This window comes from Hyphomicrobium sp. DY-1, from assembly GCF_047497105.1.
In the GTDB taxonomy this organism is placed as follows: domain Bacteria; phylum Pseudomonadota; class Alphaproteobacteria; order Rhizobiales; family Hyphomicrobiaceae; genus Hyphomicrobium_B.
In genome coordinates this window covers 3,880,629-3,902,471 of sequence record NZ_CP134870.1, presented here as the reverse complement: position 1 = coordinate 3,902,471, position 21,843 = coordinate 3,880,629, and the positions used below count along the sequence as shown (strand labels likewise).

The window sequence follows — 21,843 nt, the reverse complement described above, 5'->3', positions numbered from 1 at the left end:
TCGAAGACCGAGCCTCAGAAGCCGTTGAGTGCAGATACGAGCCATAGATTTGATCTATGGCTCTATGCCTCGTCCGAACCATCCGGATCGGCGTCTTTTACGTGCATTTCGATCATGTCGAGAAGCGCCCGCGCGGGCGGGCTGAGGCTTTCGTCCCGGGTCACGAGATAGACCGGATAGGTCGGCAGAACGTCCGGGTGCAGCATCGGCCAAAGCTCGCCCGCCTCCACGGCCTCGGCCGCGACGACCGTCGGTAGAAAGCCGACGCCGATGCCGATCTGAATGAGCCGTTTGACTTCATGCAGCGTTTCGGCGGAACCGCCCGAGCGTTCACCTAAGCGATGGCGTTGGCGGAAGGCGGCAAGCTCGGCCGGCTCATCTTCTCCGGTCAAGACGAACGTCTCGTCGGCAACGCTCTCCGGCGAAACCGGCGCAGCACCGAAGGCTGGATGCGCCTTGCCGCAATAAAGCTGTTGCCATTCGCGCATCAATGGCCGATGGCGCAGCTCCATGCCGGTCGCCGCATCACAGGCGATGCCAATATCGGCGCTCCCGTCCTTCACCGACAAAACCACGTCACGCCACGGTGAAATGTCGAAACGGATTTCGACTTCCGGGTTGACCTGATGAAATGCCAACATCGCCCGATCGAATGCCGGAGCGACGAGATCCGAAATCACGCGCAACGTTACGACGCCTTGCAGTCGACCCGAAGACTGCGCGACGTCACCCGGCATACCGGAAATCAGAATTTCGATCTCTTCTGCGGATTTTAGAAGCGACCGCCCGGCGGGCGTCAGCGCGACACCGCGTGCGGAACGCACAAAGAGCGGCGCACCGACATGATCTTCAAGCCGCTTCAGCCCGGCGCTGATCGTCGGTTGTTGCTTGTTCAGCGTCCGCGCCGCCGTGCTGATCCCCCCTGAACGCACGATATCGAGAAAGAGCCGCACGAGGTTCCAATCGAGATTGCGCGCGAATTGCTGCCCCTTCCTCGATATGCGCGGCCCGCTTGCCATCATCCGTCCTCGCTTACGCCGATGCTTCGTGCCGAAGCGCCATGACCTTCGCGACATTCCCGCGATGGACGGCCTCATAAGGTTCGAAGAACGTGACGGCTCCGCTAGCAAGCGCTTCAGGAATAAAATCTGACAGTGCGACCGAAGCCAACCTCTCGTCGTCGGGCGCCTGAAGAAGTCGCTCGACATACGTTTGCGTCGCCCCGATCAGGCCCCGATCGTAGCCCTCGCCCATGATCCGCTCCTTCGCGCCATGGTTCGGCAGAATGCGCGAGAAATCCCAGGCCGACATACGCTCCAGATCAGTCAGATGCTGAGCGAGACGATCCGGCTCGACGACATACGTCACCGTGTCTTCCAGCGTATCGCCCACCAGCAAAGTCTTATCGCCGGGCAGGAACATCGCCACTCCGTCGCTACTGTGGATGTCGAGCGGACGTAATTCGATGCCAACGTTGCCACACGTCAGATCCAAGCCGCCGTAGAAAATCGTTGTCGGCATCACCAGCGGCGCGATCGCCGGCAATCCATCGTGCGTTCCAGCCTCAATAGTTGCCCTATGTTCGGACAACAGACGCGCGGTCTTTGCACACGCTATGATCTCACAATCATCGAAGACGGCGTTTCCGGCGACATGATCCAGATGCCAGTGGCTCAGCACGATGCGAATGTCCCGAACTCCACGCGCTTCCAGAATGTTGCGAATGTCCCGCGCATGCGCGATCGACAGATGCGTATCGTAAACGACCGCACTCGCCCCATCGACGACGGCATAGCTGCAAATGCCGAGCGCAAACCCGCCGTCATCGAGCCAATTCGGCGCGTCCGAATAATACCTCACGCCCGAAATGCGCCCGTCGTAAAATCCGAGCAAATGTTCGCCGAGATCCAAGACCGAGAGTTTCGTCAATTGTTCCATTGGTACCGCTCGTCCTGCGCCGCTGGAGACTGAAGGGCTGTCCCGACCGTATCTTTCCGCGGGAAAGTGTAGCATCTGGCCGCCGGGCGGCCCGATGCCATCGCGGCGACATAATCACGCTCGCTTTCCCTATGCCAGGGTAGGGCGTGCAAGAGAGGGATGGGCCGTGGTAACGTCCGCGCCGCCAGCGCACTTTCTCTCTTGTGCGATGACAAGGGCGAACGGCGGGAACGGACGCAGCGCAGCCGGAATCGGCGCGGCCCGCGTCTTTCGAGACTGGAGGGTGATATGCCGAACTTTGGAATTCCGCGCCGTGCCGCGGCTAACGATTTGAGGGCGGACACCCCTCCCCCGCTCAACTGGAAACGCGGCCTGTTTCGCGTTTGGATCCTGGTTTCGGCAGGCTGGATTATGGGCTGGACGATCTACCTGCTGCTTGAGGGCGTACAAGGCAGCCTCACCACGCGCGGTGATTTCGTCGAAGTTCCGATTTTGCTCTTCGCGCCCCCGATTGCCCTCTGGCTATTCGGCCATGCCGCAGCTTGGGCCATCAAAGGCTTCGAGGCGGAAAGATAAACAGAGGGCCGGACGCCAGCGCGCGCTGCAGCGGGCTATGCTCTCGCGCGTTCGGAAGAGCCGCTCGTCTTCCAGAACCGGTGCGCCCGCTGTTCCTCTTCCCGCGCATTACCCAACGCGATGTGATCGTTGAGTGTCTTGGCGTCCTTGATGACGTCGTTCCAGGTCAGATTGGCCGCTTTCAGCATTTCCGAGGCTTTCGCTGCGGCTGACGCACGCTCGCCTTCGTTGGGGGAAGCCAGCATGCCACAAAGCTTCATGAAGCGCGGGACATCGAAAGTCACCTGACGCGGCTCGACTGTCTCAGTCGGTTCGCTACGTCGACGCCACTTGGCCATTATACCCTCTGAATTCGTACACGACGTACTTTTACGTTTTGTTTTGAGATTGCGAAAGCAAACTTATAGCCGCCCAATTTCACCTAAAATAGGCAATGTCCGATCGCCCGGCCAGCGATCTCGCAGCAATTGCACGTTCGACCAAGAACGTGGTTCAGTTGCGGCGAGGTCATCCTGGCAACGGCCGCTGCAGTTATGCCGCAGGCGGTGTGTCCTCGGCAGCCTTGGTCGGAGCACCCTTGCGAGACTGACGCCACTCTTCGAAGCGCTGGATGACAGCGAACATCGAGGGCACGAACAGCACCGCAAGCAGCGTCGACGCCAGCATGCCGCTGAAGACCGTGATGCCGATCGACTTTCGTGCCGACGCACCGGCGCCGGTCGCAAACACCAGTGGCGCCACACCGAGAATAAAGGCGAACGACGTCATCAGGATGGGACGGAACCGGGCCCGCGCCGCTTCGACGGCAGACACAGCGATGCTCTTGCCCTCTGCGCGCAGCTCTCGCGCAACCTCGACGATCAGAATCGCATTTTTGGCCGACAATGCGATCAGCAGCACCAGACCGATCTGGACGTAGAGGTTGTTGTCGATGCCGAGGCCGAGCATGACTGAGACCGGTCCGACCAGCGACAGCGGCACCGCAAACAGCACCGAGAGCGGTGAGTACCAACTCTCATATTGTCCCGCGAGCACCAGATAGACGAGCAGCATGGCGAGCGCGAAGACGTAGTAGATCTGGCCGCCGACGATCTTTTCCTGATAGGACAGCGCCGTCCACGAGTAGCCGACGCCCGGCGGCAGCGTTTTTTCCGCAACTTGCTCCATCAGCGACATCGCATCACCCGACGAAAAGCCCTTCGCCGGCACGCCCACGATCGTTGCCGACGGATAGAGGTTGTAAAGGCTGATGAGCGACGGTCCGACGATCGGCGTAATATTCATCACCGTTCCGAGCGGGATCATGTCGCCGTTCTGATTGCGCACCTTGAGACGCAAAATCTCACTCGGCTCCATGCGGTAATCCGCATCCGCCTGCACGTAGATCTGGAAAATGCGTCCGAACTTGTTGAATTGATCGACGTAACTGGAACCCAGATAACTCGCCAGCGTCTGGAACACCTGGTCCGTCGTCAGCAGCAACGTCTGAATTTTTGCTCGGTCGATTGTGACCTTGTATTGCGGCGCCGTCGCACGGAATGTCGTCGACGCGCGTTGAATGCCCGACTGCGTATTGGCGGCATTCACCACGGCATCCACGGCGCTGCCAAGTTTCACGAGGTCAAAGCTGCTGTCGCGCAGCTCGATCTGCATCGTGAAGCCGCCGGCATTGCCGATACCTTGGATCGGCGGCGGCGGCAGCACCATCACGACGCCATCTTCGATGGCGGCCATCGCCCCGTTGAGCTTCTTATAAAGCGAGGCAAGATCCTCGTCTTTGCCGCGCTTGCTCCAATCCTTCAGCATGATGTACGCAACGCCCGCATTGGCGAGCGATGCGCTGTTATCGAGCGGCGAAATACCGGCGATGGTGATGACACGCTCAACGCCCGGCACCGCGTCGGCAATTTGCTCGACCTGCTGCAACGAGTTTTGCGTACGCCCAAGCGACGCCCCCTCGGGAAGCTGCACCGATGCAATCAGATAGCCCTGGTCTTCGATGGGCAGAAAGCCGGTCGCGACCCGGGTCATGCCATAGACAGCCCCCGAAATAATCAGCAAGGCGATGATGAACATCGCAATGCTGTGGTGAACCATCCAATCGATGACCTTCGTATACCAGTTCTCGAACCGCTGGTAGACGGCGTTGAAACCGCGGAAAAAGAAATTGCGTTCTTCAGGCGGTACCGGTCGCCGCAGCCACAGCGCGCATTGCGTCGGCTTCAGCGTGGCGGCGTTGATGGCGCTGATCATCGCCGTCGCCGCAATGACTAGCGCGAACTGCGCGTACATCTGCCCAGTCAGCCCCGGAAGAAATGATGCCGGCAGAAACACCGCCATCAGAACGAGCGTGATGCCGATGATCGGCCCCATTAACGCATTCATGGCCGCGATGGCCGCGTCGTGGCCAGACATGCCCTTTTCGATGTTATGCGCCGCGCCTTCCACGACCACGATGGCGTCGTCCACGACGATCCCGATGGCGAGCACGATCGCGAACAACGTCGAAAGATTGATCGAAAATCCCATCGCAGCCATCGCCGCAAACGCGCCGATGATCGTCACTGGCACAGTCGTCGCTGGAACAAGCGTTGCCCGCCAATCCTGCAAGAAGACGAGAATAACGATGAGGACCAGCACGGCCGCTTCGATCAGCGTGCGGTAGACCTCATCGATCGCCTGCTGCACGAACAGCGTCGTATCGAACGGGATCTGGTAGATCATGTCCTGGGGAAATTCCTTCGCCAGGACTTTCATCTTGTCCGACACTTCTTTCGCAACGTTGAGCGCGTTGGCGCCCGGCGTCAGAAAGATCGCTAGACCCGCCGCCTGCTTGCCGTCGAGATTGAAATACTGCGCATAGGTCTGCGCCCCGAGGACGACATGTCCAACGTCCTTCACGCGCGTGAGATCACCATTGGTGCCCGTCTTGACGATAACATTCGCAAACTGCTCAGGATCGTCAAAGCGGCTTTGCACGTCGATCGTATATTGAAACGATGGTGATCCGGAAACCGGTGGCATGCCCACCTGCCCGGCCGTCACCTGCTCGCTCTGCTGCTGCAGCGCCTGGATCACATCCTGCGCGTCGAGCCCGCGTGCCTGCATCTTGTCCGGATCGAGCCACACGCGCATCGCGTATTGCCCAGCACCGAAAACATTGACGTTGCCGACGCCCGGCAGGCGCGAAATCTCGTCCTTCAACCGGATGGTCGCATAATTGCTGAGATAAAGACTGTCGTAGGTGCTGTTCGGCGACGTCAACGTCACGATCTGCAGGATCGACGTCGATTTCTTTTGCACGACGACGCCTTGCACCTGAACCGCTTGCGGCAGCGATGCCATCGCCGCCTGCACGCGGTTCTGCACAAGGATCTGCGCCGCGTTGAGATCAGTGCCGATCTGGAACGTGACGGTCAGGTTATACGTACCGTCGGATGCAGCATACGACTGCATGTAGATCATATCTTCGACGCCGTTCACCTGCTGCTCGATCGGCAGGGAAACGTTATCGACGACGGTCCGCGCACTCGCGCCGGGATATCGCGTCGTAACCGACACGGTCGGCGGCACCACGTTCGGGTACTGCGCGACGGGCAGTTCAAAGACGCACACGGCACCGATCACGACCATCAGGATCGCAATGACGTTGGCGAGAACCGGCCGTTCGATGAAGAATTTTGAGATCATTGCGCGGTGTCCGCATCCGGCGCCGGGGCGCTGATCGTCTTCATGACGGGTTGGATCTTCTGGCCCGGCACGACCGTCATTAGCCCGGAGATCACCACGCGATCATCAGGAGCAAGCCCCGTCTCGATCACGCGCAGATCGCCCACCTGCTGTCCGAGCACGACCTTGCGCTGCTCGATGATATCATCCTTGTTGGCAACGAAGACGTAGCGACCGGCCTGATCGCTGCCGACGACCCGATCCGGCACCAGCAGCGCATCGTTGTCCTTGCCGCGCGGCACGCGCACCCTGACGAAATACCCTGGCAGCAGCGATTTATTCTCGTTCTGGAAAACGCCGCGTACCAGCAATGTGCCGGTATTTGCAGTGATGGTCGGCGCGGCGTAGTCGAGCGTGCCCTTGTGCGGATACCCCGTCTCGCTCTGCAGCCCGACTTCGATCGGAATTTTCTTCAGCTCCTCCGCGGTTATAGCGCGCGCCCGAATGTTATCGCGGATCGACTGCACATCCGATTCACTGACGTAGAAGTTGACGTAGATCGGCTGCAGCTGAACGATCGTTGCGAGCGTCGTCGGACTTCCCGCGCCGACAAGTTGTCCGAGCGAAACCTCACGCGCCGTCACGATGCCGTCGAACGGCGCCTTGACCTCGGTATAGCTGAGGTTGAGCTGCGCCTGATCGATATTGACCTGTGATTGCTTTTGCGCCGCGACGGCAGCGTCGTAGGTCGCGGTCGCCGCATCGAGCGTCGCTTGGCTGGAGATGTTTTTGGCGGCAAGATCGACTTGACGCTCGTAATCAGCTTTTGACTTCTTGGTTTGCGCCTCAGCGCTCGCCAACCCGGCCTGGGCCTGCTCCAGGGAAAGCTGATAAGGCTGCTGCTCGATGACGAACAGCGTCTTGCCCGCCTTGACGAAGTCGCCATCGTTATAATCGATGCTCTGGATGAAACCCTGAACACGCGCGACGAGCGTGGTCGTATTGACCGCAGCCGTGTTGCCCGTCGCCATGAGATAGCGCGTCACGGTCTGTTTCAGCGGCGACGCCAGTTCGATTTTCGGCGGGGGTGGCGGGATAAAGGTATTCCTGTCCCCGCATCCCGAGAGGGCCAGCGTCGCAGCAACGGCAAGAATGGGGGCCACCCGAGAAAACTGCCGCGAATTCTGCCACGCGCAGCCAGTTCGCGCCGGGCTCGACATCCCTGCCGGCCACGTTTGAAAATTTTCACCCATTCGAGCGCTCACCCCGACGTATGCGAATGCGGAACATCTAAGAACCATTGAGAGCATAGTAGGTCATCTCTCAATAGCCGTATAGGCGAGGAACATTTCAAATCGTAACTCCGACGCCCGAAAGACGATCTGAAAGCTGCACGAAGGTTACTTTCGCCCGAGTCGATTGCCGACAACTTTTGTGACATTGCTCATGAGATACCCGCGCCGCTTCCCGGCGAATAGGCTGGCCTTGCTATCCGCTCCAGGTTGTATCTCAGCCTAAAGGAGTTCGTTTTCGCGATCCCATCCGAACGGGCTGCCGTACCCCCTACCGCGCATGTGCTCAAAAAAGTGCCTGAACGATGTAACTCCGGCGTCCGCGCGCGCGAATGTCTTTTAAACGACACGTCTATGAGCGCCGTCCGCTCTTTTGCAGCGCGGAAGTTCGGCTGCTCCCTCGGAGTAGACATCAATTGAGAACGGAACAACTTATCAGAAGTCTTGTCGCCGACCTCCCGACCTCGCCCGGTTCGGTTGCGCGGATCATTACGGCGAGCCTTTTGCTTTCGATCATCTTTTCGCTGACGGTCATGGTCCTGTGGCTCGGACTCCGGCCAGAACTCGGCACGGCGATGCATTCCGCGCCGTTCTGGATCAAGGCTGGCTACACATTCATGATCGGTACGGCAGGCCTTTTCGCGCTGGAGCGTCTCGGACGGCCCGGTGCGAAAGCGACGTCGTCTTTTGCGTTGCTTTCCGCGATCTTCGCAATCGTCGCGCTGTCAGCGGGCATGGAATTTTTCATGTCTCCGCCAGACGAGCGAAGCCAGCTTTGGCTCGGGAGTTCCTCGTCGTTCTGTCCGTGGGCAATCGTTGCGCTTTCGATCCCACTTCTGGTTGCAGCTTTCCTTGCGCTTCGCCAACTCGCCCCGACGCACTACGCCGTCGCCGGCGCGGCAGCTGGTTTCATGGCAGGCGGCTACGGTGCCTGCATTTATTCCCTGCATTGCACGGAATATGGCATCCCGTTTCTGGCCACGTGGTATTCGCTCGGCGTGTTGATCGTGGTCGGCGGCGGAATGCTCCTGTCGGGGCTTTTGCGCTGGTAGAATTGCGCCGATACGCAAAGCGGGCCGGCAGTTTGCCGACCCGCTTTCAAAACTCTCAGTCAACCGCAAACGCGGTCCATCAATCATTATACTCTGAGCAGTACGTCGAGGTGCGATTATCGTCGACGTGTTCGCGACAAAACTGACCCGGCGTCTCGTCACGGGCTAGCACCGGATGCGAGGTCAGGTGCATCCCTTCCTGGCTCGCAACGTGTTTGGCGTGGACGCGCTGGCAATAGTTTGTTGCGATCCAGTTTCCGCCGACATTTTCAAAATCGCCCGAGCACGTGCCTTGCGCACTTGCGGCACTCGCCGCGGCGCCGAGCGCAATGAGCGAAACAACGAGGGCGACAGGAAGTCTGATCATTGCCTTCACCTTTCTCTGGTCAGGGCCACATGGCCACTTGCAAACCCGAGCCGGAATCGGCCGTCGCTGATGACGTCCACCAACACCGCCTTCTCTGTGCAATCGAGTTCGTCTTCGGTGAAAGCTAGATCGAAACCTCCGCACGCGTTATTCCGGCCGGTGCCATCGGGCGACCGCCCGCCGGACTCACACATCCGTAAAAATACCGATGACTAACGCCGGAGAGAGCGCCGTCGCGAACTTGGAAAATCCCTTGTTTTCCGTGCATCCATGCGCGGCACATCAGATGCCGGCCGGCTTTTTCGAACCGATGCGCAGGCGTTCAGGACAACTCAAAGCAGCCGGGCGGCAGAGTCCATCCGGCAACATACCGAGGGATACGATCTGGCGATAAGTCGTCCTGTCAAAGGCGTCGTCCCCCGACCGAGATAGCCACGACGAACCCAATGTAACGCCGGCACGTCGCAGTCCGTAGCTTCTGCACGCAGCGGAAGGTTATGCATCTCGGAGAACGCCTGTGCGCACATTGCAACGGATCCTGTTCGGGGCGGGACTTCTGATCCCCTTCCCTATGTCGCCTGCACCGGCTGCGGTCTCATCGCAGGCGTTTCGGGGTACCGGCATGCCCTACGATGCCTTCGACGAACTCCACGCCACGAAGTTGCATATTGGGGGAGCCACGCAAACGATCGCGTTTGCACCTGGCCCCCTCCGCCTAAGTCACGACCGAATTCTCAAATGGCTGACGACTTCAGCGAAGGCCGTCACCACTTATTATGGAAAGTTTCCCGTACCCAGCGCGAAGATCTTGATCGTTCCCGTTGAAGGTGAAGGCGTCGAAGGTGGGCAGGCGTTCGGCTATCGCGGCCCTGCCATCCGGCTTCTCGTCGGTGACTTTACAACCGACGACGATCTGATTGCCGATTGGAAAGCCGTGCACGAGATGGTCCATCTCGCCTTACCTGACGTCTCGCAGGACCACCTCTGGCTCGCGGAAGGGCTGGCCGTTTATGTCGAGCCGATTGCCCGCGTCCAAGCCGGCGATCTCAAAGCAGATAAAATCTGGGCCGACATGGTTCGGGACATGCCGAAGGGATTGCCGCAGGATGGAGACGAAGGCCTCGACCGCACCCCCACCTGGGGTCGGACCTATTGGGGCGGCGCCATCTTCTGCCTGCTCGCAGACATCACGTATCGCGAGCGAAGCCACAACAAGGTCGGATTGCAGCAGGCGATGCGTGGAGTCCTTGCCGCGGGCGGTACCCACGATCAGGACTGGCCCATCGAGCGCATCTTGAAAGTCGCCGACCAGACAGCTGGCTACCCGGTCATGGAAGAGCTTTACGCCAAGATGCGTGACAAACCTTATGCACCCGATCTTGCCAAGCTTTGGAACGATTTGGGCGTAACGCCAGCAGGAAACACGGTGATGTTCTCGCAAACGGCTCCGCTTGCTCATATCCGCGAAGCCATTACAGCGCTGCCGCGCGGAAGCTTATGACACCTCCGAGGATCCCTTGCGTTTTCCCCCCTGCTCATTACGTCATGCCAAGGAGGCAACGATGACAGAAACCAAAACGGAGGACCGTGTACAGCTTATTCCGGATAGCAAGCATCCAATAACGCTTGAGAAAAATCCGCGCCGCGTCGTCGTCAGGTTCGCGGGAAAGGTCGTCGCCGACACCACGAACGCGATCGTCCTAAAGGAGGCGAGCTACCCTGCCGTCCAATATATCCCTCGGACGGATGTCGATATGCAGTTTCTGCAAAGGTCCACCCACACATCGTATTGCCCGTATAAAGGCGACGCTTCGTATTTCAGTCTCTCCGCTCCCCGCGGTTCATCTGAAAATGCAGTGTGGAGCTATGAGGTGCCCTACGAGGCCGTTGGCGCTATCCAGGATCACGTCGCGTTCTATCCCGATCGCGTCGAGATCTCCGAGCAGGACGCCTAACGCAGCCGCTTCACAGCTACTACTGGAGAGCGGTTGGAGCGGGTGATGAGATCCAGCACTCCTCCAACGACCACACTAAACCACTGTAATTAAACCATCCTTGAAATTCCGCAAGAAGCCATGTTGACGTCCATGTTGACGTCCGCCTCATCACCGGTTCCCGTCCTCCTTCATCCACCGCAACACTTCGTCCAGCGAATAAAGCACCTTTGCGCATCCACCCTTCCCAAGGCGAATGTATTCGGGGCCTTTCTTTTGCAGCCGCCAATTTTCAAGCGTCCGCTCGGAGACCTTGATCATGCCCGACAGCTCCACCGGTTCCAGAAAAACCGGAAGCTTTGCTTTTCGGTCATCCCCGTCCGACATCCCCGCGTCCGCTTCCCCACACCCTCAACGCAATCCAGCCTAAACATCGCCGCCGCGATCTGCTACACGTGTTTCATCGTTCCACAACAGACGGCGCCCATGGATCAGGACCGTGACCTAACCGCAATCGAGCGCGACCTCAACCAAGCGCTTGCCACCTTCAACATGTCGCGTGGCGTGCTGAATTCAAAGCTCTCCATCTTCGCCGCAAGGGAAGGGGCCGAGGACAGGCTGATCAACATGGCGGACGAGTACGGTCCCGACCATGTGCTGGACGTCATGCGCGAAAACCCAGCCCTTGCAGGATTGCCCCGAGCCGCCACCTCCGCCGAGATCGCCGAACTCAGGAAACCGTTGACCGCCGCCTACAACAACGCGCACACCGTCTCCAAGCTCAATTCCGAAAAGCAAAACAAACTCCGCGAAGCCAACTCCACGCTGCCCAAGGCCGTCATGGTCAACGGCCGCCCCATGGTCTACGACCCCGAGCGCAACGTCGCCCTGTGGATGGACACCGGCGAAGAAGAAGACATGGACCACGAGGTCATCGAACCTTCCACCGAGCAGGACGACGAAGAAGAGCAAGAACGCGGGATGTGAACCGAAATTATCCCCCACTTCGTCAAATGACCAACTCCCCGATTTCTCCCAGCTGCTACTAAGCCCGGTGAACGGGCTCAGCCATGCACAACATCGTTCTTGACCGCGACAACATCGGGCGCCTGACGGTGGTGCAGGCCTCTTCTTCCACCATGCTCACCGACCCCTTGGAAAACATGCACAGCCGCGCCCGCCGCGACATCCTCCTCAAACCGCTGTCATCGGCCGAGCGTCAGCTGATGAGGGCCGCCAAGCACCTCGACATTCAACAACGCCGCGTGGTGACCCACTACATTCTCACCAACCGCCGCGCCGACTACGAACACCACCAAAGCTACCTGGAGCGCGAGGCCACGCGCCTGAGAAGACAGAACGCCATCGATACCGACAACAAGCGCCAGGCCGCGCATCTTCAAGCCCTCGCCCATCACGCCGAGAAGCAGGCCACGCCCACACCCGCCCCCGGAACCCACGACCCCGACGACCAGCACGAAGACGAAGAAGAAATGGGCCGCTAACGCGCGCATGAGCGCATGAGCGCATATGCGCACCTGCGCCAGTTGCCGACCGAAGGGCCGGGCTTTACCGGAAGGGCTGAAGGCGCGCGAGCAAAGGATGGCCGGGAAGGGTGCCCCGCCGGGGGTGAAGAGAGGGCTTCACCCTTCGCACCGGGCGACAACGAAAGCCCTCCACCCATGAACGCCCGCACCTTCAACACCCCACTCACCGCGACGACAAAAGACGAATGGCTGACGCCGCCGGACATTATCCGCGCCCTCGGCGACTTCGACCTCGACCCCTGCGCGCCGGTCAACCGTCCCTGGGACATGGCCAAGTCCCACTACTCCATCGCCGACAACGGTTTGGCGCTTCCGTGGTTCGGCCGCGTATGGCTCAATCCACCCTACGGGGATGAAACCTTCAAGTGGATCCAGCGCGGCGCCGCGCACGGCAACGCCATGTGCCTCATCTTCGCCCGCACCGAAACCAAGGGCTTCCACAACGAAGTGTGGGCCAAGGCCGATGCGATCTTCTTCTTCAAGGGCCGCCTCAAGTTCTTCCACGTCGATGGCCGCGAGGCCGGCGGCGCCGCCAATGCGCCGAGTTGCATCGTCGCTTACGGCAGCTCCAACGTCGAAGCCCTGCGCCGCGCCGCCAGCACAGGTTTGCTCCGTGGGCGGTTCATTCCGTTGAAATCCGCGATGCCCCCGGCCCTCCCGCCGCCCGAAGCAGAAGACGCCACCGGCGCATTCCCCAGCCTACCGTTTGCCGATCTCGCGCGCCCATCCGCGTTCAGGCCGGATGATCCGCCCCGCTTCACGGCCTGAGCCCAGAGGTCGGGGAAGGGGGTGAAGGGCGACCGGCCGGTGCGGGAGGAAAGACCACCTGCCACCGCGGCCGGGGTTCAAGAAAGCACCTCGTATGGGCCTCGACATGTTCGCCTACGCACGCGCCGGCCTCCTGCCCGCCGCCGTGGACTTCCAGCACATCTCCATCGACGAACAACTTTCCTATTGGCGAAAACACCCAGACCTCCACGGCTGGATGGAACGCCTCTACCGCACTAAGGGCGGCAGCGACCCCAGCTTCAACTGCAACGCCGTCGAACTCACCGCCGCCGACCTCGACCAGCTGGAAAAGGATGTGCGCGCCGGCGCGTTGCCTGAGACCTCCGGTTTCTTTTTCGGGGAGTCCACGCCTGAAGACGCCGAGGAGGATCTCGCCTTTATCGCGCGGGCCCGGGACGCGCTGAAAGCCGGCAAAGCCATCTACTACACCTCGTGGTGGTGAGCTTCGCCGCGCCGCCTTTCCAAATCACCGACAATCAAACGAAAGCTCACTTCATGGACGCCAACACTTTCATCGAACACTACTTCGAACAGCAACGGGCGCGCACCGCGCAGATGCCCTTCAAGCTCGCCGCCATCCTCGACGCCGCCCGCACCATGGGCCTCATCGAAATCCACATCGCCTATGATGGCATGGGCGATGAAGGCAACATCGACGAGATTTCAGGTTTCAAACCATCAAACCGCGACGCCCAAGTTGACCTCGCCGGCGCCATCCCTTGCGACCCCGTCGATTTGACGGCACCGCAAATTATCACTGTTGGCGACCGCACCTACCAAGCCCTCAACGACCTCATCGAGGACTACGGCTGGGACATCATCAACACGCAGCACGGCGGTTTTGAAATCAACGACGGCGGTTTTGGAGAGATCCTCATCACCGTTGCCACCGGCAAGGTGAAACTCGACATGAGCAACAGGTTCATGTCCCACGACACCACCGAAGTGGAGGTCGCGTGACATGGCCAACTACGTCTCCATCTGCCGCAGCAATTATTTCAAGGTCCAAGACGAAAAGCGGTTCATCCGCTGGTGCGCCTTTTGGGGCCTCGACCATTGGACCGATACCCCCGACGGCCTTGAGGGAACATTCCACGCCATCGCCAACGAGAACGGTGATGGTTGGCCTTCCTCCCACCCCGAAACCGGAGACGACATCGACTTCGAAGCAGAGCTGCAACAACAGCTACTCCCGGAAACCGTCGCCATCCTCGTTTCCGCGGACCACGAAGGCTTGCGGTTTGTTGGCGGACACGCATGCGCTCTCCACGCGGACGGGCGGAGTGAATACATCTCCCTCCGCTCGATCCAAGACAAGGCGCGCGACGTCTTCGGGCCAGACATCACCATCACGGAGGCAATCTTCTGATGGCAACCTTCCATATCGACGATGAAACCGCCGACGACGGCTTCCTCTACGTCAACGTGGACGACCTCGCCACGGTTCGCATCTACCGCATGGACGGCATGGTCGCTGTTGAAATCTGTCCCCTCAACAACACCGATGACTTCCTCGCGTCGGCCAACATCAACGAACTGGAGCTGAGCGCGTCAACGCCCGGCTAAAGAAAGAGCAAGCACGATGACCGACACCATTCACTACCGCGTCCGCTGGGAAATCGACGTCGACGCCGCCAACCCCACCTCCGCCGCCCGCAAGGCCGAGGCCATCATGCGCACCCCCGTCGACGGCACACCTGACCAGGCCCGCGTTTTCGACGTGCGCTGCGCCAAGGCCGCGCGGTTCGACCGCATCGATCTCGCCGCCCTTCGGCCGCCCAGACAGACACCAGCTCCTCATCAGCTCCGATGCATCCTCACCGTCACCCTCGAGGACGAGACGGGGAAAAAGCCGACGCGCGCACAGCTCGCCAAAGCAAGCGACGCCGTGCAGCGCGCCATCACCAACCGCCTGTTTGGCGAAGGGTTCCTGCCGGACGACGTGTGCGTTGCCGAGTGGGACCTCACCATCGACTAACACAACGAAAGCCAACACCATGGCCAACGCCTACCACCACGCCGTCTCCAGCAGCCGCCAATTCGGCGGCAGCCCCGATGACTACCAGCACATCCACGCCTGGTTCGACGCCTCCAAGGACCACCTCTGCGACTTCCGCCACCGCGCCTTGCGCCACCACGCCCAAGGCATCGAGGACATGGTGGCCGTCTTCGGACCGACCCTCACCCTCTCCACCGGCAAGGTCATCCCGACCCGGTGGGTGGGCGAGCAGCATGTCCGCGAAGACCTGGGCTGCATCCCGACCCTTGCCGACTGGTTCCGCGAGATCAGGCCGCAAAAATGGATGGGGGCCAGCAAAGCCCTGTCACGCGACCTCGAAGCCCAAACCAAGGTGATGGAGGTCGGCCATGACAACTGACACCCGCACCTATTCCGTTCTCGATGTGGAAGCGGCCCTCATCATCTGGGAATGCTTCGATGACTGGAGCCGCGACGAGACCTTCCATCCCGAAGTCGCCAAGTACCGCGCCGACTTCGGCACCGTCGAATTGCGCCATCTCGCCATCGCGCTCGCGCCGCACTGCCTCGCCGTCCACCGCCGGTTGCCGGCATCCCTGCTCGACGGCCTCGCCTACGATTGGGATGTCATCCCCGCCATCCTCGAAAACCTCGACTGGCGAAAATTCCCCGACGGCCAACAGGACCTCGCCCACGCCGTGACGCTTGCCCGGGCCGCGCTGATTGAGCTGCGCGACAAGGAACGCGCCGCGCAAAAACCGCTCGATACCGTTCCGGCCGATGCCGGGGCGCCGGTGATGCCGCCCACCACAATGCCGTCGCGTGCCTTACCTTTCCGGCTCTTCGATAAGCGGTTCGCGCCCATCCCCGCCAAGGGCCACGACATCTGCCGCGACCCATCCACCCTTCCGCGCCAGCCCCTCGAGCGCCACTGGTGGACCGTCCAGGACAACGGCGGCCCGCGCTGGTCCATCCGCCCGGGCATCCACGTGGCGAACCGCATGTTCCTCATCCACTGCCGCAACCCGTGGGGAGGCAACGCGGATGACCATCCGACCTACGCCTACTGAAAAAAGCATAGAACCATGACGACGATGAACCGCTACCAGATGGTGGCCGCCTTGACGTACGCGGGTGGCAAGCACACCGCCCTGGCCGACAACCCCAATTGGCCGTTCGAGCTGCCGAAGCTCGGCGACACCTTGTTCGCCTTCATCATGATCGCGCTTGCCGACGCCGAAGGCTGCACCACCACGGCCGAAGCCATCCTGCGGATGCGCACCGCCCGTCAGCACGTTGACGCCGTCCTCAACGCCCTGGCCGCTCTCTAATCCCATCATCCACAGCAGAACTCACCCCACTTCGTCATCCAACGGGTGAGTTCATCAGCCCAGCACGAATAACCTCGTACGGGCACAGGGAGGATGACAATGGCCTTAATCTCCGCATTCCGCAGGGACCCGAACGTGGCCGCCCAACGTGAGCGCGCACGGCAACAAGCCATCCAGGACCAACGAGACGCCGAGGCACGCGCGAAGGACGAACAGCGCCAAAAAGAGTACGACGCCTATTCGGAGCAGCGCCCCAAGGACATCATGAAGGCCCTGTCGCGACGGATCTCTACAGGCGATGGCGGAATGCCGTACATGATTTTGGACTCACTGGTGGCCTCCTCCATCACCGGTACCGCGAAAAATGAAGCGGCCGATGTCGACAGCGCCCTCGAGGAGGTGAAGAAATCATTGTGGTTCCAATGCCGCCATCTTGGTGGAGACGCGGTGCTGTTCACCACCTTCCGGTTCGAGAAAGGCATCATCTCCTTCACCAACAAGGCGGCGGTGGCGGTCAACATCGCCTCGGCGATGTTTGCGCGGGCAACGAGTGGGCACTTTCACCTTGGACTGCACAGCGAACAGGAACGCCAGACCGCAATCACCGTGACGGGCATGGGAACGGCGGTGAAGCTTTTCCCTTCCGGCTCGGCCATGACGCCGAGCATGTACCACAACATCAACCCGAATTGGTTGGACCTCCGATTGCCGGAGGAACTTTCCCACCTCAACCCACCGGTTGACTCTCCCCCTGTTCAGCCCACACCGGCAGAGCCCGTCAAGGACACCAGCCTTGTAACCCTTTTAGCCCCGCACCTGAACTCGATGGACGCTAACCTTTAGCCGCGTGCCTAGTGCCGAATAATCTTCCCCGCCCGGCGGAAGAACTTTCTCGCGTTGAAGCCCTTGCTCGCGGACATTTCCTGCGTGGCCGCAATATCCAAAATCTCTTCACGTATTTCCATCGGATCACCGTCGCCCCGAACGTAGGGTTTCATCCGACCATCCTTGATCAAGTCCATCAGCCCCGAAATGCGGTAGTGTTCTAGTTTGAGGGTGGCCTGTTCGCCACTGTAACAGTTTGAGCGCAAACAAAAGGCCCGGTTCCGAAGCTCCGGGCCTGTCTTCCGAGCAGCCTTCGCACTATTCCAAGAACGCCAGCAATTCGCTCAGCGTCCAGACGTGGTCGGTGATGCCCGCCGCCATCGCCGGCGTGACGCGGAGGCTCCCGTGCACAACGCAGAAGTTATAGGCGAACATGTTGAGCGCCACCGCATACTGGTGATTCTCCATGGATTTTGAGAACGCCAAACTCTTGCGGAAGTACCGTCGGCACATATTCCTGAGCGTGCCGTTAAACCTCTCAACATGCGATGTGCCGACCAGCTCCCGGTCGGGGCTGCCGCTGATGACCTGGATCACCGCCGAGGGCCGGTTGGTGATGCGGTCGGTGAAGACCACCTTGCGCGCATAATCGATGTCCTTGCCGAAGGCCGCCTCCACCGCCGCCAAGTAGGCGTCGTGGCCGTCCGTGGAAAGCTGGATGCGGTTTCTCAGTCGGCCACGCAGGTCGTGCATGAAGTCGGTGCCGGTGGGAATGCCGCGGCAGCCCAGCTTCCAGCTGACCACCAGCTTGGTGTCTGGACAAAGGGCCACCCACAGCCACACGTCGCCGCCGTCCTGGCCACGTTGCGCGTATTTCAAGTTGTCCCGCTTGACGCGAAGGTAGGTCCACACCTCATCAGCCTCAATCCGCTTGCACGGGACATCACGGACGTGCTGGTCGAGGATCTTCATGGCCGCCACGCCTGCGCGCTTGAGCAGGGACAGGCAGGTGGTGGGGCTGGCGCCGCTGAGGCGGCCGCTGCTTCGGATACTGTTGCCTTCAATAAAGCATTGAAGGATGGAGAGTTGGCGGTAAGCCGGTAGAGAATTCACATCTGTAACTTCCGTTGGGTTATTTGTTGGGCACAAAAATACGCTCAAGCGCCGCTTGAGCGTCGGAGAATTCTGGGATATAGGGATGTGGTGATCCCAGCTAGGACCACATCGCATATACCCACTCGGTTCTCGAAAGCGGGTGGGTTTATTTTTTGATCATGAACAACCTCCTCACCTTTTTGATGTGGTGTTTCTTCTTCAGCGCACTCAGCTGGGAAGAAAGGGAGGAAGCTTTGACCGTCATTCCGTATTTGGGGAATTCCGCGATGATACCCTCTTGGGTGATACCCTCGGGATGCGCCTCGATGATGGTGTAGGCGACGCCTTTCTGGGTTTTCAGGTCGGGAACGAACTTGGTGCGCTCAGCGCGGCGATCGCTTTCGCCGGTGGACAGGTCGCCCTCGATCTTGTCGAAGTTGCTCAGCAATTGTTGGTATAAATCGTAATCCCGCTTGAGGGTGTCGTACTCGGCGAGGCGGGCCTTCAGGGTCTCGCAGTGCCGCGCGATGGCGGTGTAACTCAGGGAGCGTGGGTCTTTCATACGGGGGCAATATTTAGAGTATCGCCGAATCGCAGGCAATCAAAAATCGTTCGCGGCGCGTTTGGGTTGCTCTCGAATGAATCGCAGAAGGGGCGATTATCCATCTAATCATATAGTTCGATATGATGCGGAGGTGTCGCATACCTTCGGACTCTTTCCTTCGGAACTTATGAAGTGGAGCAATCCGCGAGTGATTTCCTATATTCGTTTTATTTCAAACCATTGATGAATTGCGCCACTAATTACGCCACCAATTCCGACAAATAGTGGCGCAATTAATTGATGGTTTGGACGGGGCCGGGTAAATTCCAATTTGAAGGAAAGTCCCGCATGTGAAGCGTTCCCCAGCCGTACAAGAACAAGCGGACCGAATCCGTAAAGCGTTCGGGGAGGATGGTACGGCGCTCTCGATGGGAAAACTCAGGGCCGCCCTCGGCCGCTACGACATTAAGCCCCGCACCTTGAGCCGCCGGCTGCAGGAGCTGGTGGATGGCGGGGAGATCCTGGTGGAAGGCATCACCAAGGGGGCCCGCTACCGGCTCAAGCCGAAGAATGCCGATCCCCGCCACATACCGTTATCGGCCGCAGGCGAAGGGATCGAACGCCTGCTGGCCATTCCGGCGGATCAGCGCCTTGCCGTCGGCTACAACAGGGACTTCCTCGACGCCTACGTTCCCAACACCACCTTCTATCTGTCGAAGGAGGACCGGCAGACGCTTGCAGAGATCGGCAAAAGCCCCGTCACCGGCGCCAAGCCCGCCGGCACCTACGCGCGAGACATCCTCAACCGCCTGCTGGTGGACCTGTCTTGGAACTCCAGCCGCCTTGAGGGCAACACCTACAGCTTGCTGGACACGCAGCGGCTCATCGCTTTCGGCCAGGCGGCGGAGGGCAAGTCACTGCAAGACGCGCAGATGATCCTCAACCACAAGAACGCCATCGAATTCCTGGTGACTTCAACCGAGCCGCAGAAATTCACGCGTTACACCATCCTCAATCTGCACGCGCTGCTGGCCGAGGGGCTGCTCGGCAATCCGCGCGCGGCGGGCACCATCCGTAACGTCCCGGTGAGCATCGCGGGCTCTGCCTACACCCCGCTGGCGGTGCCTGCCGCGATCGACGAGGTATTCAACGCGATCCTCGCCAAGGCCTCAGCCATCAAGGACCCGTTCGAGCAGTCGTTCTTCGTCATGGTGCACCTGCCGTACCTGCAGCCCTTCGAGGACGTGAACAAGCGGGTGTCGCGGCTTTCCGCCAACATCCCGTTCCTCAACCGCAACCTCTCTCCGTTGTCCTTCATCGAGGTGCCGGAGGAGGCCTACATCAAGGGGATGCTCGGGATCTACGAGTTCCACCGCGTGGAGCTGTTCCGCGACGTCTACATCTGGGCCTACCAGCGCTCGGCCAACCAGTACGCCGCCCTACGCCACACCATCAGCCAGCCCGATCCGGTTCGCCTGCGCTACCGCAGCCTGGTGCTCAACACCGTAGCCGACATCGTGCGCGGGCCGTTGCGGCAAGCGGAGGCCAGGAAGCTCATCGACCGGCGGTCGGAAGATGTGAAGGCCTCCGACCGCGCGCGCTTCATCGAGATGGTGGAGTCGGAGCTGCTGGCGCTCCACGAGGGCAACATCGCGCCATACAAGGTGCTGCCGTCAGAGTTCGCGGCATGGCGGAGGGCGTGGGCCAGAGGGTGATGGTCAATGCTCCGCGTGCAGGCAATGTTCGTGGTGGGAGAGGGTGTCGATGATCCGGCACTTGGCGATGCGGCCCTTGGCGCAGGCCTTGATCATGCTTTCCACCTCGACCTTCAGCGCGGTCAGGCGCTCGATGCGGCTGGTGATGCTGCGGAGATGCTCGCGCGCCAGCGCGTCGACTTTAGCGCAAGAGCGCTGTGGCTGTTCCGCGAGGTCCAGCAGTTCGCGGATGGCCTCAACCTCGAACCCCAGCTCCCGCGCGTGACGGATGAAGCGCAGGCGATCCACCGCCTTGGCGCCATAAAGGCGCCGGTTGCCTTCGCTGCGCGGCGGGGGCGGCAGGAGGCCGATGCCCTCATAGTAGCGGATGGTGGGCACTTTCACCCCGGTTTTGCGTGACAAATCGCCGATGGCCATGAGGTCGGTCATAAAGTTCTTGCTCCTCTAGTCGCTAGAGATTGTACGCTCGCGGTCATGGAAACAAAAGGCCCGAACATGACCGACACCTGCCAATCCTCCGCCTGCGGTTGCCACGGCAATCCGCGCTTCGACGGCATGGACCCGCGCTACAAGCGCGTGCTGTGGACGGTGATCGCCGCCAACGGCATCATGTTCCTGGTCGAGATGGCGGCAGGCCAGCTTGCGGCGTCGCAGGCCTTGCAAGCCGACGCACTCGACTTCCTCGGCGACACGCTCACCTACGGCATCAGCCTCGCGGTGATCGGCAAGTCCTTGCAGGTCCGCTCCGGTGCGGCGCTGCTCAAGGGTGTGAGCCTTTCACTGATGGGGCTGTGGGTGTTCGGCAGCACGCTCTACCACGTTCTCATCCTTGGGCTACCCCGCGCCGAGATCATGGGCGGCATCGCGGTGCTGGCGTTGGCGACCAATCTCGCGAGCGTGCTGCTTCTGCTGCGTTACAAGGACGGCGACGCCAACGTCCGGTCGGTGTGGCTGTGCTCGCGCAACGACGCGATCGGCAACGTGGCGGTGATGATCGCCGCGCTCGGCGTATGGGGCAGCGCCAGTGCGTGGCCCGACCTGGTGGTGGCGGGCATCATGGCCTGCGTCTTCCTCACCTCATCCACGCAGATCTTGCGGCAAGCCTGGATGGAGAGGGAGGAAGCGCGTCTGGCCTAGCGCGTGTCACAGCCTTGTAAGGTTTGAGCGACGTCAAGGCGTTTGGGAGGTGCA

At 60.5% G+C, this 21,843-nt stretch carries 29 protein-coding genes; 18 read left to right on the top strand and 11 right to left on the bottom strand.

Annotation, left to right across the window (positions count from 1 at the left end):
• Positions 1-62 precede the first annotated feature (62 nt).
• Together RLW41_RS19025 and RLW41_RS19020 are read right to left on the bottom strand one after the other, a co-directional pair.
• On the bottom strand, positions 63-1,022 hold the full coding sequence (locus tag RLW41_RS19025) for a LysR family transcriptional regulator (protein WP_414462486.1): 960 nt from the start codon (positions 1,020-1,022) through the stop codon (positions 63-65).
• 10 nt (positions 1,023-1,032) lie between these two features.
• Complete coding sequence (locus RLW41_RS19020) at positions 1,033-1,938, bottom strand: MBL fold metallo-hydrolase (RefSeq protein ID WP_414462485.1); 906 nt, start codon at positions 1,936-1,938, stop codon at positions 1,033-1,035.
• Positions 1,939-2,226: 288 nt separating this feature from the next.
• Between RLW41_RS19020 and RLW41_RS19015 the strand changes: the two genes are divergently transcribed.
• Positions 2,227-2,514: a hypothetical protein gene (locus tag RLW41_RS19015; RefSeq protein WP_013947296.1), complete on the top strand. Its 288-nt coding sequence runs from the start codon at positions 2,227-2,229 to the stop codon at positions 2,512-2,514.
• 35 nt (positions 2,515-2,549) lie between these two features.
• On the opposite strand, the gene RLW41_RS19010 is transcribed toward RLW41_RS19015, so the two are convergent.
• From RLW41_RS19010 to RLW41_RS19000, 3 genes are all read right to left on the bottom strand, one after another.
• Positions 2,550-2,852, bottom strand: a complete 303-nt coding sequence (locus RLW41_RS19010; RefSeq protein ID WP_409563077.1) for a hypothetical protein — start codon at positions 2,850-2,852, stop codon at positions 2,550-2,552.
• Between the two features lie 193 nt (positions 2,853-3,045).
• Positions 3,046-6,204, bottom strand: coding sequence for an efflux RND transporter permease subunit (locus tag RLW41_RS19005; RefSeq protein WP_414462484.1), 3,159 nt, complete (start codon positions 6,202-6,204; stop codon positions 3,046-3,048).
• Positions 6,201-7,403, bottom strand: coding sequence for an efflux RND transporter periplasmic adaptor subunit (locus RLW41_RS19000; RefSeq protein WP_409563248.1), 1,203 nt, complete (start codon positions 7,401-7,403; stop codon positions 6,201-6,203). The genes RLW41_RS19005 and RLW41_RS19000 overlap by 4 nt, the downstream gene beginning before the upstream one ends.
• A gap of 488 nt (positions 7,404-7,891) precedes the next feature.
• On the opposite strand from RLW41_RS19000, the gene RLW41_RS18995 reads away from it, so the two are divergent.
• Positions 7,892-8,527, top strand: a complete 636-nt coding sequence (locus RLW41_RS18995; protein WP_414462483.1) for an NrsF family protein — start codon at positions 7,892-7,894, stop codon at positions 8,525-8,527.
• Between the two features lie 79 nt (positions 8,528-8,606).
• Here RLW41_RS18995 and RLW41_RS18990 read toward each other — a convergent pair whose 3' ends face one another.
• Entirely contained in the window at positions 8,607-8,894 is a 288-nt protein-coding gene (locus RLW41_RS18990) for a hypothetical protein (RefSeq protein WP_409563074.1), read from the bottom strand.
• Between the two features lie 517 nt (positions 8,895-9,411).
• Between RLW41_RS18990 and RLW41_RS18985 the strand changes: the two genes are divergently transcribed.
• A complete protein-coding gene (locus RLW41_RS18985; protein WP_414462482.1) occupies positions 9,412-10,395 on the top strand; it encodes a hypothetical protein in 984 nt (327 codons plus the stop codon).
• Between the two features lie 61 nt (positions 10,396-10,456).
• Entirely contained in the window at positions 10,457-10,849 is a 393-nt protein-coding gene (locus RLW41_RS18980; protein WP_409563072.1) for a DUF427 domain-containing protein, read from the top strand.
• Positions 10,850-10,999: 150 nt separating this feature from the next.
• On the opposite strand, the gene RLW41_RS18975 is transcribed toward RLW41_RS18980, so the two are convergent.
• Positions 11,000-11,215: a helix-turn-helix transcriptional regulator gene (locus tag RLW41_RS18975; protein WP_414462481.1), complete on the bottom strand. Its 216-nt coding sequence runs from the start codon at positions 11,213-11,215 to the stop codon at positions 11,000-11,002.
• A gap of 99 nt (positions 11,216-11,314) precedes the next feature.
• Between RLW41_RS18975 and RLW41_RS18970 the strand changes: the two genes are divergently transcribed.
• The 12 genes from RLW41_RS18970 (at position 11,315) to RLW41_RS18915 (ending at position 17,316) form a co-directional block, all read left to right on the top strand.
• Positions 11,315-11,815: a hypothetical protein gene (locus tag RLW41_RS18970; RefSeq protein ID WP_414462480.1), complete on the top strand. Its 501-nt coding sequence runs from the start codon at positions 11,315-11,317 to the stop codon at positions 11,813-11,815.
• Positions 11,816-11,898: 83 nt separating this feature from the next.
• A complete protein-coding gene (locus RLW41_RS18965) occupies positions 11,899-12,333 on the top strand; it encodes a hypothetical protein (protein ID WP_414462479.1) in 435 nt (144 codons plus the stop codon).
• Between the two features lie 177 nt (positions 12,334-12,510).
• Positions 12,511-13,143, top strand: a complete 633-nt coding sequence (locus tag RLW41_RS18960) for a DNA N-6-adenine-methyltransferase (RefSeq protein ID WP_414462478.1) — start codon at positions 12,511-12,513, stop codon at positions 13,141-13,143.
• A 94-nt stretch (positions 13,144-13,237) separates the two neighbouring features.
• Positions 13,238-13,606 carry a phosphoglycerate kinase gene (locus RLW41_RS18955; protein ID WP_414462477.1) on the top strand — a complete coding sequence of 123 codons (369 nt, stop codon included), beginning with the start codon at positions 13,238-13,240 and terminating at the stop codon, positions 13,604-13,606.
• Between the two features lie 53 nt (positions 13,607-13,659).
• On the top strand, positions 13,660-14,124 hold the full coding sequence (locus RLW41_RS18950; protein WP_414462476.1) for a DUF6878 family protein: 465 nt from the start codon (positions 13,660-13,662) through the stop codon (positions 14,122-14,124).
• A 1-nt stretch (position 14,125) separates the two neighbouring features.
• Positions 14,126-14,533, top strand: coding sequence for a hypothetical protein (locus tag RLW41_RS18945; RefSeq protein ID WP_414462475.1), 408 nt, complete (start codon positions 14,126-14,128; stop codon positions 14,531-14,533).
• Entirely contained in the window at positions 14,533-14,730 is a 198-nt protein-coding gene (locus RLW41_RS18940) for a hypothetical protein (protein ID WP_414462474.1), read from the top strand. The genes RLW41_RS18945 and RLW41_RS18940 overlap by 1 nt, the downstream gene beginning before the upstream one ends.
• Positions 14,731-14,746: 16 nt before the next feature.
• Positions 14,747-15,142: a hypothetical protein gene (locus RLW41_RS18935; RefSeq protein WP_414462473.1), complete on the top strand. Its 396-nt coding sequence runs from the start codon at positions 14,747-14,749 to the stop codon at positions 15,140-15,142.
• A gap of 19 nt (positions 15,143-15,161) precedes the next feature.
• The gene (locus RLW41_RS18930; protein ID WP_414462472.1) at positions 15,162-15,542 is read left to right on the top strand and encodes a DUF6915 family protein; all 381 of its coding nucleotides are present in this window, start codon (positions 15,162-15,164) and stop codon (positions 15,540-15,542) included.
• Positions 15,532-16,212: a hypothetical protein gene (locus RLW41_RS18925; protein WP_414462471.1), complete on the top strand. Its 681-nt coding sequence runs from the start codon at positions 15,532-15,534 to the stop codon at positions 16,210-16,212. Before RLW41_RS18930 ends, RLW41_RS18925 begins: the two co-directional genes overlap by 11 nt.
• 15 nt (positions 16,213-16,227) lie before the next feature.
• On the top strand, positions 16,228-16,473 hold the full coding sequence (locus tag RLW41_RS18920; protein ID WP_414462470.1) for a hypothetical protein: 246 nt from the start codon (positions 16,228-16,230) through the stop codon (positions 16,471-16,473).
• A 99-nt stretch (positions 16,474-16,572) separates the two neighbouring features.
• Complete coding sequence (locus tag RLW41_RS18915) at positions 16,573-17,316, top strand: hypothetical protein (protein WP_414462469.1); 744 nt, start codon at positions 16,573-16,575, stop codon at positions 17,314-17,316.
• An 8-nt stretch (positions 17,317-17,324) separates the two neighbouring features.
• Here the strand turns inward: RLW41_RS18915 and RLW41_RS18910 are convergent, their stop codons facing one another.
• The 3 genes from RLW41_RS18910 to RLW41_RS18900 form a co-directional block, all read right to left on the bottom strand.
• Positions 17,325-17,471: a hypothetical protein gene (locus RLW41_RS18910; RefSeq protein WP_414462468.1), complete on the bottom strand. Its 147-nt coding sequence runs from the start codon at positions 17,469-17,471 to the stop codon at positions 17,325-17,327.
• 145 nt (positions 17,472-17,616) lie between these two features.
• Entirely contained in the window at positions 17,617-18,459 is an 843-nt protein-coding gene (locus RLW41_RS18905) for an IS1 family transposase (protein ID WP_414462467.1), read from the bottom strand.
• Between the two features lie 100 nt (positions 18,460-18,559).
• Positions 18,560-18,955 carry a hypothetical protein gene (locus tag RLW41_RS18900; protein ID WP_046847833.1) on the bottom strand — a complete coding sequence of 132 codons (396 nt, stop codon included), beginning with the start codon at positions 18,953-18,955 and terminating at the stop codon, positions 18,560-18,562.
• 410 nt (positions 18,956-19,365) lie between these two features.
• On the opposite strand from RLW41_RS18900, the gene RLW41_RS18895 reads away from it, so the two are divergent.
• Positions 19,366-20,652, top strand: a complete 1,287-nt coding sequence (locus RLW41_RS18895) for a Fic family protein (RefSeq protein WP_083984145.1) — start codon at positions 19,366-19,368, stop codon at positions 20,650-20,652.
• A gap of 3 nt (positions 20,653-20,655) precedes the next feature.
• Here the strand turns inward: RLW41_RS18895 and RLW41_RS18890 are convergent, their stop codons facing one another.
• Entirely contained in the window at positions 20,656-21,081 is a 426-nt protein-coding gene (locus tag RLW41_RS18890) for a MerR family transcriptional regulator (RefSeq protein ID WP_046847834.1), read from the bottom strand.
• A 66-nt stretch (positions 21,082-21,147) separates the two neighbouring features.
• On the opposite strand from RLW41_RS18890, the gene RLW41_RS18885 reads away from it, so the two are divergent.
• The gene (locus tag RLW41_RS18885) at positions 21,148-21,789 is read left to right on the top strand and encodes a cation transporter (protein ID WP_414462466.1); all 642 of its coding nucleotides are present in this window, start codon (positions 21,148-21,150) and stop codon (positions 21,787-21,789) included.
• Positions 21,790-21,843 lie beyond the last annotated feature (54 nt).

Bases quoted from the DNA above. Each gene is read 5' to 3' on its own strand.
- RLW41_RS19025 (WP_414462486.1), bottom strand. From the start codon at position 1,022: ATGATGGCAAGCGGGCCGCGCATATCGAGGAAGGGGCAGCAATTCGCG.
- RLW41_RS19020 (WP_414462485.1), bottom strand. From the start codon at position 1,938: ATGGAACAATTGACGAAACTCTCGGTCTTGGATCTCGGCGAACATTTG.
- RLW41_RS19015 (WP_013947296.1), top strand. From the start codon at position 2,227: ATGCCGAACTTTGGAATTCCGCGCCGTGCCGCGGCTAACGATTTGAGG.
- RLW41_RS19010 (WP_409563077.1), bottom strand. From the start codon at position 2,852: ATGGCCAAGTGGCGTCGACGTAGCGAACCGACTGAGACAGTCGAGCCG.
- RLW41_RS19005 (WP_414462484.1), bottom strand. From the start codon at position 6,204: ATGATCTCAAAATTCTTCATCGAACGGCCGGTTCTCGCCAACGTCATT.
- RLW41_RS19000 (WP_409563248.1), bottom strand. From the start codon at position 7,403: ATGTCGAGCCCGGCGCGAACTGGCTGCGCGTGGCAGAATTCGCGGCAG.
- RLW41_RS18990 (WP_409563074.1), bottom strand. From the start codon at position 8,894: ATGATCAGACTTCCTGTCGCCCTCGTTGTTTCGCTCATTGCGCTCGGC.
- RLW41_RS18980 (WP_409563072.1), top strand. From the start codon at position 10,457: ATGACAGAAACCAAAACGGAGGACCGTGTACAGCTTATTCCGGATAGC.
- RLW41_RS18975 (WP_414462481.1), bottom strand. From the start codon at position 11,215: ATGTCGGACGGGGATGACCGAAAAGCAAAGCTTCCGGTTTTTCTGGAA.
- RLW41_RS18970 (WP_414462480.1), top strand. From the start codon at position 11,315: ATGGATCAGGACCGTGACCTAACCGCAATCGAGCGCGACCTCAACCAA.
- RLW41_RS18965 (WP_414462479.1), top strand. From the start codon at position 11,899: ATGCACAACATCGTTCTTGACCGCGACAACATCGGGCGCCTGACGGTG.
- RLW41_RS18960 (WP_414462478.1), top strand. From the start codon at position 12,511: ATGAACGCCCGCACCTTCAACACCCCACTCACCGCGACGACAAAAGAC.
- RLW41_RS18955 (WP_414462477.1), top strand. From the start codon at position 13,238: ATGGGCCTCGACATGTTCGCCTACGCACGCGCCGGCCTCCTGCCCGCC.
- RLW41_RS18950 (WP_414462476.1), top strand. From the start codon at position 13,660: ATGGACGCCAACACTTTCATCGAACACTACTTCGAACAGCAACGGGCG.
- RLW41_RS18945 (WP_414462475.1), top strand. From the start codon at position 14,126: ATGGCCAACTACGTCTCCATCTGCCGCAGCAATTATTTCAAGGTCCAA.
- RLW41_RS18940 (WP_414462474.1), top strand. From the start codon at position 14,533: ATGGCAACCTTCCATATCGACGATGAAACCGCCGACGACGGCTTCCTC.
- RLW41_RS18935 (WP_414462473.1), top strand. From the start codon at position 14,747: ATGACCGACACCATTCACTACCGCGTCCGCTGGGAAATCGACGTCGAC.
- RLW41_RS18930 (WP_414462472.1), top strand. From the start codon at position 15,162: ATGGCCAACGCCTACCACCACGCCGTCTCCAGCAGCCGCCAATTCGGC.
- RLW41_RS18925 (WP_414462471.1), top strand. From the start codon at position 15,532: ATGACAACTGACACCCGCACCTATTCCGTTCTCGATGTGGAAGCGGCC.
- RLW41_RS18920 (WP_414462470.1), top strand. From the start codon at position 16,228: ATGACGACGATGAACCGCTACCAGATGGTGGCCGCCTTGACGTACGCG.
- RLW41_RS18915 (WP_414462469.1), top strand. From the start codon at position 16,573: ATGGCCTTAATCTCCGCATTCCGCAGGGACCCGAACGTGGCCGCCCAA.
- RLW41_RS18910 (WP_414462468.1), bottom strand. From the start codon at position 17,471: ATGAAACCCTACGTTCGGGGCGACGGTGATCCGATGGAAATACGTGAA.
- RLW41_RS18900 (WP_046847833.1), bottom strand. From the start codon at position 18,955: ATGAAAGACCCACGCTCCCTGAGTTACACCGCCATCGCGCGGCACTGC.
- RLW41_RS18895 (WP_083984145.1), top strand. From the start codon at position 19,366: ATGGGAAAACTCAGGGCCGCCCTCGGCCGCTACGACATTAAGCCCCGC.
- RLW41_RS18890 (WP_046847834.1), bottom strand. From the start codon at position 21,081: ATGACCGACCTCATGGCCATCGGCGATTTGTCACGCAAAACCGGGGTG.
- RLW41_RS18885 (WP_414462466.1), top strand. From the start codon at position 21,148: ATGACCGACACCTGCCAATCCTCCGCCTGCGGTTGCCACGGCAATCCG.